The organism is Streptomyces sp. CRN 30 (genome assembly GCF_034105845.1).
Genome location: NZ_JAVRHI010000491.1, coordinates 162,096 through 173,640, shown reverse-complemented (window position 1 = coordinate 173,640; position 11,545 = coordinate 162,096). Strand labels below are relative to the sequence as shown.

Here is an 11,545-nt window from a genome sequence, read left to right as displayed (position 1 = left end):
CGTAGGGGAAACGCCCGGTTACATTTCGAACCCGGAAGCTAAGCCTTACAGCGCCGATGGTACTGCAGGGGGGACCCTGTGGGAGAGTAGGACGCCGCCGAACAATTCTTGGGAAAGCCCCCGCACCTCACGGTGCGGGGGCTTTCTGCGTTTGCGGGTCGTTTAATGTCGTTCCCATGCGCTACGACCTGGTTATCTTCGACAACGACGGTGTGCTCGTCGACAGTGAGCCGATCTCCAACCGTTTGCTGGCCGCCTATTTGTCCGAGCTGGGGCACCCGACGTCGTACGAGGACTCGTTGCGGGACTACATGGGGGCCGCGCTGCACCGGGTGCACGACCTGGTGCGGGACCGTACCGGGCAGGCGCTGCCCGGGGACTTCGACGACGTCTTCCACGGGCGGGTGTTCGCGGCGTTCGAGCAGGACCTGGAGCCCGTCCCCGGGGTCGTCGACGTGCTGGAGAAGCTGACCGCGGAAGGGGTGGCGTACTGCGTGGCGTCGTCCGGGAGCCATCAGCGGATTCGGGTCGGGCACCGGAAGACCGGCCTCGACCGGTGGTTCGACGACCGGCGGATCTTCAGCTCCGAGGACGTGGGACGAGGGAAGCCGGCGCCCGATCTCTTCCTGTACGCCGCCGAGCGGATGGGCGTGGAACCCGCGCGGTGTGTCGTCGTCGAGGACAGCCCGCTCGGCGTCCGGGCGGCCGTCGCCGCGGGGATGGACGTCGTCGGGTTCACGGCGATGACGCCGCCGGAGAAGCTCGCCGGGGCCGGCCGGCTCTTCACCGCCATGCGGGACCTGGTCGATCTCCTCTCCTGACATTTGTCATGCGGGAGTCCGGACGGTTGGTTCTACTGGCGGGCGGGGGTCCGCCGGGATCCTGAGTGCATGACGACGAACAAGGACACGGGGGCTCGGGGACAGCGCCAGGGGCGGGCGGTCGTATCGCTGCTGCTGGACGTGGCGGTGCCCCTGGGGTCGTTCTACCTGCTGAAGGGGTGCGGGCTGAGCACGCTCGCGGCGCTCGGCTGGAGCAGCGCCATCACGGCCGCGCGGACCGGTTGGGGGCTGGTGCGGCGGCGGGAGGTGAACGGGCTTCCCCTGCTCATCCTGCTCGTCAACGTCGTCGGCCTGGTCGTCGGCCTGGAGTCGGGTGACGCCCGGCTGATGCTGGTGAAGGACAGCGCGATCGGCAGCGTGGTGGGGATCGCACTCCTGGTCTCCGTGGTGGTCGGGCGGCCGATGATGACGGCGAACGTACGGCCCTGGCTGGTGCGGGGGGATGCCGGCCGGGACGCGGCCTGGGGGCGGCTGCGGCGGGAGTCGGGGGCGTTCCGGCGGGCGGAGCTGCGGTTCACCGCCGTATGGGGGCTGGCCTTCCTCGGCGAGTGCGTGCTGCGGATCGTCGGGGCGTACTCGCTGCCCGTGGACACGATGGTCTGGCTCGGGACCGTCGTCATGATCGTCGTCCTCTGTCTGGCCTTCGTGGTCAGCGGGGCCATCGGTGCCGGGCCCATGATGCGGATGGTGATGCGGGAGGCGTACGCGGCCGCTCCCGCCGAAGCTGAGGCAGATTCATCTTTGGCTGGATCTACCGCGCGGTAGACCGGGGGCCCTACCCTCGCCGCCATGACCGATGTGCTGCGGTGGGGCAGGGCCTCTCTGGCGTTCGGCTTCTTCGCCCAAGGGGTGGCGTTCGCCCTGCTGGTGACGCGTATCCCGGCGATCCAGGACCGGTACGGCGTGTCGGACGCGCTGCTGCCGGTCTTCCTCGCGGCCGTTCCGGTGCTGGCCGGGGTGGGGAGCGTGGTCACCGAGCGGCTGGTGCGGCGGGTGCGGCCGAGCGTGGTGCTGCGGTGGTCGCAGCCGGTGGTGCTGCTGGCGCTGCTCGGGGTCGGGCTGGGGGAGGACCTGCCCGAACTGGGGTTCGCGCTGGCCGCGTTCGGGCTGGCGGTGGGGGCGCTGGACGCGTCGATGAACATGCTCGGCGTCAGTCTTCAGCGGGCGTACGGGCGGAGCATCATGCTCGGCTTCCACGCGGCGTACAGCTTCGGCGGGATTCTCGGGGCGTCGCTGGCGTGGGCGGGGGCGCACTGGGAGCTGGCGCTGTGGGTGTCGTACCTGCCGGTGGTGGCGGTGCTGCTGCCGGCGGCTCTGGTGGGGAGCCGGTGGTATGTCGACGGCGGTGGCGCGGCCGGGCCGGAGAAGGGCGCGGCGGTCGGCCGGCGGGTGGCGTTCGGGGCGTTGCTCCCGCTGTGTCTGGTGATGACGTTCGCGTACATCGGGGACTCGACGGTCTCCAACTGGAGCGCGAAGTACCTCCAGGACGTGCTGGGGAGTTCGGAGCAGCTGGCGACGGTGCCGTACGCGGTGTACATGGTGACGACGTTGCTGGGGCGGAGTGTCGGGGACTTCGGGGTGCGGCGGCTGGGGGCGGTGGCGGTCGTGCGGGGCGGGGCCGTGGTCGCCGCGGCGGGGTTCGCGGTGGTGGCGGCGGCGCCCGGGGCGTGGGTCGGGATGGCGGGGTTCACGCTGCTGGGGTTCGGGCTGTGCGTGCTGGTGCCGCAGACGTTCGCGGCGGCGGGGCGGCTCGCTTCCGACGGGTACGGGCCCGGGGCTTCGGACGCGGCGATCGCGCGGCTCAATGTCTTCAACTACGTGGGCTTTCTGATCGGTTCGCCGCTGGTGGGGGCGCTCGGGGACGCGTGGAGCTACCGCGGGGCGATGCTCGTACCGATGGTTCTGGTGCTGGTGACGCTGGTGTACGCCCGCTCGTTCGAGGCGCCGGACGACCGATACGGTGGCGGGCATGAGCGGCCGCGCACAGCTGATGTGGGACGAGGCAGTAACGGGCTATGACTTCGGTCCGGAGCATCCGATGGACCCGGTCCGGCTCGCCCTGACGCGGAGCCTGGTCGGTGCCTTCGGGCTGGACCGGGAGGCGGAGGTGGTCGCGGGGAAGGCGGCCGGCGAGTCGACGCTGCGGCTGGTCCACCGGGAGGACTACATCGGGGCCGTGAAGGCGGCGTCGGCGGACCCGGGGTCGGCCGACGGGTCGTACGGGCTCGGGACGGTCGACGATCCGGCGTTCGCGGGGATGCACGAGGTGTCGGCGCTGATCGCCGGGCAGTCGGTGGCGGCGGCGGAGGCGGTGTGGCGCGGGGACGCGCTGCACGCGGTGAACTTCGCGGGCGGGCTGCACCACGCGATGCCGGGGGCGGCTTCGGGGTTCTGCGTGTACAACGACGCGGCGCTGGCGATCGCGCGGCTGCTGGAGCTGGGCGCGGAGCGGGTGCTGTACGTGGATGTCGACGTGCACCACGGGGACGGGGTGCAGGCGGCGTTCTGGGACGACCCGCGGGTGCTGACGGTGTCGTTGCACGAGCATCCGCGGACGCTGTTCCCGCAGACGGGCTGGCCGGAGGAGACGGGGGCGGCGGGGGCCGCGGAGGGGTCGGCGGTGAACGTCGCGCTGCCGGCCGGGACCGGGGACGCGGGGTGGCTGCGGGCGTTCCACGCGGTGGTGCCGGAGCTGGCGGCGTCGTTCCGGCCGCAGGTGCTGGTGACGCAGCACGGGGCGGACACGCACTTCGAGGATCCGCTGGCGCATCTCGCGGTGTCGGTGGACGCGCAGCGGGCGGTGCAGGTGGCGTGCCATGAACTGGCGCACGAGTACGCCGGGGGGCGGTGGGTGGCGCTGGGGGGCGGGGGTTACGCGGTGGTCGACGTGGTGCCCCGGTCGTGGACGCATCTGGTGGGGGTCGTGGCGGGGCGGGAGGTTCCGCCGGAGACGGTGATTCCCGAGTCGTGGCGGCGGGAGGTCTTCGCGCGGACGCGGCAGTTGGGGCCTCAGCGGATGACTGATGGCCGGTGGCCCGTGTCCTGGGCTCCGTGGGAGGCGGGGTACGACCCTGCGGACCGGTTGGATCAGGCGGTGGTGGCGGCGAGGCGGGCGGTGTTTCCGTTGCGGGGGTTGTTGGCGTGACGCCGGGTGTGCTTCGGGGTGGGTGCAGTGGGCCCCTGTGTTGAGCTGTGACCGGGGGGTCGGCTGAGCGGGGGTGGGTCGCGCTGCCCGGCGCTTACGGGGTGACTCCCCCCGGAGGGGGACCCCCAGCCCACCCGTGCCGCCCCTTGGCGGCACGATTGCCCGCAATTGGGCGGGTCGGTGCGGGAGCATTCGGGGGTGGAGTGTCGCGAGTTGGTCGAGTATCTGGTGCGGGTCCGGATCGCGGGAGTCGTCGGGACCTCCCGGGAGCAGAGTCTGCGGCGGTATCGGGGGTTCGCTGCTCGGGATCCTCGGGTGTTGATTGGGATTGACCCCGAAAGGGCATGGACGCAGCGGGATCTGATCGAGTTGATGGCGGCCAGGTGCGGTGTTTCGGCCGATCCTCGATGTGTCTCAGGGCAGGATGTGATCGACCCGCAGCGGACGCTGGCGGCGCTGGATTCCTGCGCGGACCGGCTCGCGGCGGTCGCGCGGCGGGGTGCTCCGGTGCTCCTCGGTACCGGGCACCCGTACCCGCTGCTCGGTTTCTACGCCGCTCTGGCGGACGCCCTGTCGGCGGCGGGATGTGCCGTCCTCACCCCGGCGCAGGGTCGCTCTGTCGACATAACGACCCGGTTCGGTCTACGTACGTACAACCTCGACTACGTACTAGGAGTCGCGCTGGTGCGAGAACCCGGCGCGGAACGCACCGGTTGTGAGCCCGGCGCGCACACCCACTCGCCCCTCCCGGTTCGTACCGCGCTGGCCGGTGCGGCGGAGGCCGGCGGGGTGCTGCCGGAGCTGGTGATCGGAGACCACGGCTGGGTCTGCGGAGCAGGTCAGCTGGGGTTCGAGACCATCGGTCTTGCTGATACGGACGACCCCGCGCTCTTCGTGGGGGAGGCAGAGGGGACCGTGTCCCTCGTAGTTCCACTTGATGACGGCGTGCGGTCCGATTACTACCTGCCGCTTACCCGCTACGTACTCAAACGAGCGTGTCTGTCCCAGTAGGGCGCCGATGGGTGCACCTCTTCCCCACTCGCATCACCCGCCCCTACATTGGGGAGTGAGCACGCAGCGACGAAGAGTCACCGGAAGGGGAAGCCGGTGGCCGTCGAGTGCGGAAGGTTCAGGTGTGTCATGGCTGCAGACCAGAGGCCTCTGAGCGAGGTTCAGTTCCTTACCGTGGCGGAGGTCGCCTCGGTGATGCGAGTGTCGAAGATGACCGTGTACCGGCTGGTGCACAGTGGTCATCTGCCCGCGATCCGGGTGGGACGGTCGTTCCGCGTCCCGGAGAATGCGGTTCACGAGTACCTCCGCGAGAGCTTCGTGGGGGTGGACACGGCCTAATGGCGGTCCGGGAGGGGGCCCGCGCAGAGCTGCCGGGCCCCCTCCCGTCCCTCGATTACGACCTCAGCGCTCGGGCGGGTAGGCTAGCCCCTCGTAGGTCGTGTGGGCCCATGGCGCCCAAACAACCGAGTGATGAGAAGTGAGCGAGGGTAGTCGTGGGCTCTGTAATCAAGAAGCGGCGCAAGCGGATGGCCAAGAAGAAGCACCGCAAGCTGCTCAAGCGCACGCGCGTGCAGCGTCGCAACAAGAAGTAAGCGACGCGTCCGCCGCGGAAGCGTGTCCTGTGGCCCCCCACCGAGCCGGTGGGGGGCCACAGACGTATCCGTGGGAGGTGGCAGGAGGCAGAGGGGGCCGTACGGCCGTTTTCCGTCACGTGGTGCACCCGGCAGTCATCACAGCGCAACACCGACCCGCTAAGTTGGCCCGCGGACGGGGAACGCGACAGGCACCGAGAGGAAGGCACTGATCTTGGGCAAGGTCGTGCTCGTGACCGGAGTGGCCCGTCAGCTGGGGGGCCGGTTCGTGCGCCGCATCCAGCGGGACCCGGCGGTGGACCGGGTCATCGGCGTGGACGCGGTTCCGCCCGAGCACCATCTGGGCGGCGCCGACTTCGTCCAGGCCGACATCCGGCAGCCCACCATCGGGCGGGTGCTGGCCGAGACCGGGGCGGACACGGTGGTCCACATGGACGTCACCGGGACGCCGCTGGGCAGCGGCAGCCGTACGTCGGTCAAGGAGACCAACGTCATCGGGACGATGCAGCTGCTCGGCGCCTGTCAGAAGTCGCCGACGGTGCGGCGGCTCGTGGTGAAGTCCAGTACGAACGTGTACGGGTCCGCGCCGCGCGACCCGGCGGTCTGTACCGAGACGACGCCGGCGAAGTCCCTGCCGACCGGTGGGTTCGCGAAGGACACCGTGGAGGTCGAGGGGTACGTGCGCGGCTTCGCGCGGCGGCGGCCCGATGTCGCGGTGTGCGTGCTGCGGTTCGCCAACATCCTGGGCCCGGCCACGGACACCCCGCTGGCCTCGTACCTGTCGCTGCCGGTGCTGCCGACGGTGTTCGGTTACGACCCGCGGCTTCAGTTCGCGCACGAGGACGACGTGATCGAGGTGCTGCGGATCGCGTCGCACGAGCCGGAGCGGGGGACGCTCAACAGCGGCACGTTCAACATCGCCGGTGACGGTGTCCTGCTGCTCTCCCAGTGTTCGCGGCGGCTCGGCCGGCCGACGGTGCCGCTGCTGCTGCCCGTCGTCACCTGGGCCGGATCTCTGGTGCGTACGCTGGGGGTGACGGACTTCTCCCCCGAGCAGATCCGGTTGCTGACGCACGGCCGGGTCGTGGACACCTCCCAGATGCGCGAGACGCTGGGTTTCCAGCCGAAACACACGACCGCGCAGACGTTCGCGGACTTCGCGCGCAGCCGGGAGCCGGGGCTGCTCCCGCCGGAGGCCGTCGCGAAGGCCGTCGACCGGATCGCCGCGCTGTCCCTCGCGGACGGCGGCCACCCCCCGACGCAGAGCGCCAACTGAGGAGCGCATCAACGATGGCTGATGCCAAGGTCATTCCGTTCGACGACGACCGGTCCCGCGGGGGTGCCGTGCAGCGCGCCGCGCGGCGCCGGGTGCCGGGGAGCCGGCGCAAGGGGGCGGCGGAGCCCGCGACGGTCCGTGAGGTGCAGTCCCTGTCCGTCGAGGAGACCGCGGGGGACCCGGGGTCCGCGGCGGAGCAGGAGCCCGTGGCGGAGCGGGGCGGGGACGACGGGGGGCTGGAGCGGCGGATCGCGGCCGGTCTGTCCTTCCTGCGCCGGCGGCTCACCGGTGATTACGAGGTCGACGACTTCGGCTACGACGCCGAGCTGACCGACCAGGTGCTGATGTCGGTGCTGCGCCCGGTGTACGAGAAGTACTTCCGGGTCGAGGTGAAGGGCGTGGAGAACATCCCGTCCGAGGGCGGTGCGCTGATCGTCGCCAACCACTCCGGGACGTTGCCGCTGGACGGCCTGATGATGCAGGTCGCGGTCCACGACAACCATCCGGCGGGGCGGCACCTGCGGCTGCTCGCGGCGGACCTGGTCTTCGTGCTGCCGGTCGTCAACGAGCTGGCCCGCAAGCTCGGTCACACGCTGGCCTGTGCGGAGGACGCGGGGCGGCTGCTGGGCCAGGGCGAGCTGGTCGGGGTGATGCCGGAGGGCTTCAAAGGCCTCGGCAAGCCCTTCGGCGACCGGTACAAGTTGCAGCGGTTCGGCCGGGGCGGCTTCGTGTCGACGGCGCTGCGCGCGGGGACGCCGATCATTCCGTGCTCGATCGTGGGGGCGGAGGAGATCTATCCGATGATCGGGAACGCGCGGACGCTGGCGCGGCTGCTGGGTTTCCCGTACTTCCCGCTGACGCCGACGTTCCCGTGGCTCGGGCCGCTGGGCGCGGTGCCACTGCCCACCAAGTGGACGATCCAGTTCGGCGAGCCGATCCCGACGAGCGGTTACCCGGAGGACGCGGCGGAGGACCCGATGCTGATGTTCAACCTGACGGACCAGGTCAGGGAAGAGATCCAGCACACGTTGTACAAGCTGCTGGTGCAGCGTCGGTCGGTGTTCTTCTAGGCCGGTGCCCCTCCGGACCGGTGTTCTTCTGGGCCGGTGTTCTTCTGGACCGGTGTTCTGGACGTGCGCGTACGGCGGTGGGGGTGCCCCACCGCCGTACGGTCCGAACGGTCTAGTCGGCGTCCTCGCCCTCGATGCCCAGGCCCGGGAGAAGGCCGGGGAGGAGCGGCGGGAGGGTGACGTCCGGCTCGGGGACGGGCGTCTTGCCACCGGTCGAGGGGGAGGTGGGCGTGGTCTCCTTCGGCGGGTCGAGGAGGCCGCCCGTGCTGCCGCCGAGCAGGCCGTCGTCGTCGCTGTCGGCGTCGGCCGATTGGCTGGGACTGTCGCTGCCGGTGCTGTCCTTCTCGGCGGGGTCGTCCCGGCCGGTGCTGGGCGGGGCCGAGCGGCCGGTGTGGGACGGTGCGGTGCTCTCGGCGCCGGTGCCGCCGCCCTGTCCGTCGCCGCCCGTGTCGTCCGGGGCCGGGGGCTGGGGGAGCAGGGAGCGCAGCGGGGCCACGTCCTCGTCTATGGCGTCGAAGACGGACGACACCTGCTCGCTGACGTCGCCGAGCTGCACGGGCAGCCGCTCGCGCAGGGCTCCCCAGGCTTCCCGGTGGGAGCGTGAGAAGGCGGAGAGCGTCTGCATGGGGCTGAGCGTGTCGGGGTCACGGGCGTAGGCCTCGCTGAGCAGTCGGTGGCCTTCGGCCGCGTCGTGCTGCATGCCGGACAGGGCGCGGCGGACCTCGCCGAGGGACTCGTGGTCGAGGGGGCCGCTGCGGCCCCGCTCCATCAGCCGGCGGGCCTCGCTGAGCCGGGTGGAGGCCCGGTCGAGGTAGCTGCTGCCGCGCTCGGTGTCGCCCTCGGCGAGGCCGAGCTTGAAGTCCTCTATGCCGCGCTTGAGGCCGTAGAGCGAGTCGCCGGGCAGGGCGTCGGAGCTGGCGGCGGCGACTCCGCCGAAGGCTCCGGCGGCCACGCCGACGCTGAGTCCGCCGGCGGTGAGGCCCTTGGCCAGCCGGCTGCGGGGGCGGAACCGCTTGAGCGGTGCCGCCCGGTGGGCGCCGCGGGCGCGGCGCTGCTCGGGTACCGACGGGTCTGCCTCGCCGCTCGTAGCGCCTTCCTGGAGCATGGCCTCGAACGCGGCGACCAGCTGGGCCCGCTGGACGACCTTGACCTCCGGGTCCAGCTCGGGCTTGGGCAGTGCGTCGAGACCGGTGGTCAGGGCCAGCAAGTGGTCCTGATCGGTCCGGTCCGCGGCGGCCTGGGCCGGTTCCGGTCCTTCGGACCGATCGGCCGCCGCGTCCCGTTCGGACTGCTCCTCCAGAGCCTGGGCGAAGGCGTTCGCCCGCCGGTGTGCCGATACGTTCGCGATCACTGGCGGCACCTCCTCTCGTCATGACGGTCGACTCCCCAGGGGGTCCTGAGGGTTGCACGCCCTGACCACAACCACACGATCGTGTGATCGAAGTCGGCCAGGGAGTGACCACAGGGAGCCTGCATCCCGCACAACGAGCGGCGCGGCACTTGGGTTACGGACGGCGGGCGACGGAACCGTCGAGTCAACGGGCTGCCACCGTGCGTGAATTGGGGGCGGGTCAGCGGGCGTCGTCCGGCAGCAGCCGGGCGAGGGTGCGGACGGCACGGTACTGGAGGGTCTTGATCGCACCCTCGTTCTTGCCCATCACGCGGGCCGTCTCGGCGACCGAGAGGCCCTGGAGGAAGCGCAGGGTCACACACTCCTGCTGCTGGGGGTTGAGCCGCCGTACGGCGTCGAGCAGGGCGGCGTTGGAGAGGGACTCCAGGACGGAGTCCTCGGGTGAGCGCTCGACCTCGTTGGCGTCGAGCATCTCGCCGGTGGTGACCTCCAGCCGGAAGCGGCTGGACTTGAAGTGGTCGGCGACGAGGTTGCGGGCGATCGTCACCAGCCAGGCGCCGAAGTCGCGGCCCTGCCAGGTGAAGGTGCCGATCCGGCGCAGGGCGCGCAGAAAGGTCTCGCTGGTCAGGTCCTCGGCGGTGGCTTTGCCGCCGACGCGGTAGTAGATGTACCGGTACACCGTGTCGCTGTACTGGTCGTAGAGACGCCCGAAGGCGTCGGCTTCACCGGCCTGGGCGCGCTCGACCAGGTCCATCATCCGGGCACTGTCGCTGTCCGCCGCAGGACGGCGGGCCGTCGTCCCGGACGGCCGCCCGCGTCTGCCCACGGCCGCGCTGCCGTCGGCCAGTGCGTAGCACGGGCCGACGGGTGCGGTGGCCGCGGCGAGGGCGGGGACGGCGTACGCGGTGGGGACGAAGTCGCTCAACCGGTCTTGGATCGTTTTGACCGTTGCGCGCAGCGTAGCCAGGCCCGAGGCGTCAACCCCGACGTGTGGGTACACGGGACTCCCAGAGGCAGAGCTTCCATCACGTGCAGTGCGGGACCTTTCACCCGTCGTAGCGACGGAGGGGTACCGGAATGCGTCTGAGGAGAATAACGCTTCGTACAGGCCCTGCTACACCCAGTTGCTCAAATCATCGATTACGTCGCTTACGTAACCGAATTACGGCTGATCAAGTGCCGGAGAGTGATCGGTTATTGATCGAGTTGGTCTGTATTCCGCGTAGCTACGGAACGTGTTGTGCCCAGGTGGGTGAAGCGGGACTGAAGGGAGTGTCCCGGGGGTACGTCAGACGGGTTGGCCGGCGTCACGGCGTCACGGCGTCACGGCGTCACCGGCGGCGGCGGTGCAGGGCGATCGCCGCGGCCGTGCCGCCGGCGACGGCGCCGACGCCCGCCGCGGCGGGGATGCCGACCTTCGCCGCCTTGCGGCCGGTGCGGTAGTCCCGCAGCCGCCAGTCCAGTTCGCGGGCGTGCCGGCGCAGCTTGGAGTCCGGGTTGATCGCGTAGGGGTGGCCGACGAGGGACAGCATCGGGATGTCGTTGTGCGAGTCGCTGTACGCGGCGCAGCGGGTGAGGTCCAGGCGTTCGGCGGCGGCCAGGGCGCGGACGGCCTCGGCCTTGGCGGGGCCGTGCAGGGGTTCGCCGACGAGTTTGCCGGTGTAGACGCCGCCGACGGACTCCGCGACGGTGCCGAGCGCGCCGGTCAGGCCGAGGCGGCGGGCGATGACCTGGGCGATCTCCACGGGCGCGGCCGTGACCAGCCAGACCTTCTGGCCGGCGTCGAGGTGGGCCTGGGCGAGGGCGCGGGTGCCGGGCCAGATGCGCTCGGCCATGTACTCGTCGTAGATCTCCTCGCCGATCGTGCTCAGCTCGGAGACGCGGTGACCCTTGACGATGGAGAGGGCCGAGTCGCGGGCGTCTTGCATGTGCTCGGGGTCCTCGATGCCGGCCAGCCGGAACCACGCCTGCTGCCAGGCGAAGCGGGCCAGATCGCGGGTCTCGAAGAATTTGCGCTTGTACAGACCCCGGCCGAAGTGGAAGAGGGCGGCGCCCTGCATCACCGTGTTGTCCAGGTCGAAGAAGGCGGCGGCGCGGTCGTCGCCGTGGACCGGGAAGTCCGGTTCCCCGCCCGACTCGGGTGCGGGGAGGTCCTGGGTCGACTTGCGGGCGGCCTCTGCCGAGGCCTCGCCGGCCAGCACGCTGCGCGCCGTGGCGGAGCGCCTACGGGGAGTGAGCCATCGGAGAGCGGCCATGC

General features: G+C 71.1%; 12 protein-coding genes and 1 rRNA gene. 10 read left to right on the top strand and 3 right to left on the bottom strand.

Annotation, left to right across the window (positions count from 1 at the left end; genetic code table 11):
• From rrf to UW392_RS56045, 10 genes are all read left to right on the top strand, one after another.
• Window positions 1–103 (top strand): 5S ribosomal RNA (rrf, locus tag UW392_RS56090); the annotation flags it as partial.
• Window positions 104–176: 73 nt separating this feature from the next.
• A complete protein-coding gene (locus tag UW392_RS56085) occupies window positions 177–821 on the top strand; it encodes an HAD family hydrolase (RefSeq protein WP_320783205.1) in 645 nt (214 codons plus the stop codon).
• Between the two features lie 69 nt (window positions 822–890).
• A complete protein-coding gene (locus tag UW392_RS56080) occupies window positions 891–1,607 on the top strand; it encodes a VC0807 family protein (RefSeq protein ID WP_320783204.1) in 717 nt (238 codons plus the stop codon).
• 24 nt (window positions 1,608–1,631) lie between these two features.
• On the top strand, window positions 1,632–2,861 hold the full coding sequence (locus UW392_RS56075; protein ID WP_320783203.1) for an MFS transporter: 1,230 nt from the start codon (window positions 1,632–1,634) through the stop codon (window positions 2,859–2,861).
• Window positions 2,812–3,987 carry an acetoin utilization protein AcuC gene (locus UW392_RS56070; RefSeq protein WP_320783202.1) on the top strand — a complete coding sequence of 392 codons (1,176 nt, stop codon included), beginning with the start codon at window positions 2,812–2,814 and terminating at the stop codon, window positions 3,985–3,987. The genes UW392_RS56075 and UW392_RS56070 overlap by 50 nt, the downstream gene beginning before the upstream one ends.
• 213 nt (window positions 3,988–4,200) lie before the next feature.
• Complete coding sequence (locus UW392_RS56065) at window positions 4,201–4,998, top strand: phosphatase (protein WP_320783201.1); 798 nt, start codon at window positions 4,201–4,203, stop codon at window positions 4,996–4,998.
• A 129-nt stretch (window positions 4,999–5,127) separates the two neighbouring features.
• Complete coding sequence (locus UW392_RS56060; RefSeq protein WP_320783200.1) at window positions 5,128–5,337, top strand: helix-turn-helix domain-containing protein; 210 nt, start codon at window positions 5,128–5,130, stop codon at window positions 5,335–5,337.
• 155 nt (window positions 5,338–5,492) lie between these two features.
• Complete coding sequence (locus UW392_RS56055; protein ID WP_003948845.1) at window positions 5,493–5,591, top strand: 30S ribosomal protein bS22; 99 nt, start codon at window positions 5,493–5,495, stop codon at window positions 5,589–5,591.
• 214 nt (window positions 5,592–5,805) lie between these two features.
• Window positions 5,806–6,867 (top strand): NAD-dependent epimerase/dehydratase family protein, encoded by a 1,062-nt coding sequence (locus UW392_RS56050; RefSeq protein WP_320783199.1) that lies wholly within the window; start codon window positions 5,806–5,808, stop codon window positions 6,865–6,867.
• Window positions 6,868–6,881: 14 nt separating this feature from the next.
• Complete coding sequence (locus UW392_RS56045; RefSeq protein ID WP_320783198.1) at window positions 6,882–7,937, top strand: lysophospholipid acyltransferase family protein; 1,056 nt, start codon at window positions 6,882–6,884, stop codon at window positions 7,935–7,937.
• 112 nt (window positions 7,938–8,049) lie between these two features.
• On the opposite strand, the gene UW392_RS56040 is transcribed toward UW392_RS56045, so the two are convergent.
• The 3 genes from UW392_RS56040 to UW392_RS56030 all read right to left on the bottom strand — a co-directional run bounded on the left by UW392_RS56040 (window position 8,050) and on the right by UW392_RS56030 (window position 11,543).
• Window positions 8,050–9,288: a DUF5667 domain-containing protein gene (locus tag UW392_RS56040; protein WP_320783197.1), complete on the bottom strand. Its 1,239-nt coding sequence runs from the start codon at window positions 9,286–9,288 to the stop codon at window positions 8,050–8,052.
• Between the two features lie 220 nt (window positions 9,289–9,508).
• Window positions 9,509–10,288, bottom strand: coding sequence for an ECF subfamily RNA polymerase sigma factor, BldN family (locus UW392_RS56035; RefSeq protein WP_320783196.1), 780 nt, complete (start codon window positions 10,286–10,288; stop codon window positions 9,509–9,511).
• Between the two features lie 331 nt (window positions 10,289–10,619).
• Window positions 10,620–11,543 carry an HAD-IB family hydrolase gene (locus UW392_RS56030; protein WP_320783195.1) on the bottom strand — a complete coding sequence of 308 codons (924 nt, stop codon included), beginning with the start codon at window positions 11,541–11,543 and terminating at the stop codon, window positions 10,620–10,622.
• Window positions 11,544–11,545: the final 2 nt, after the last annotated feature.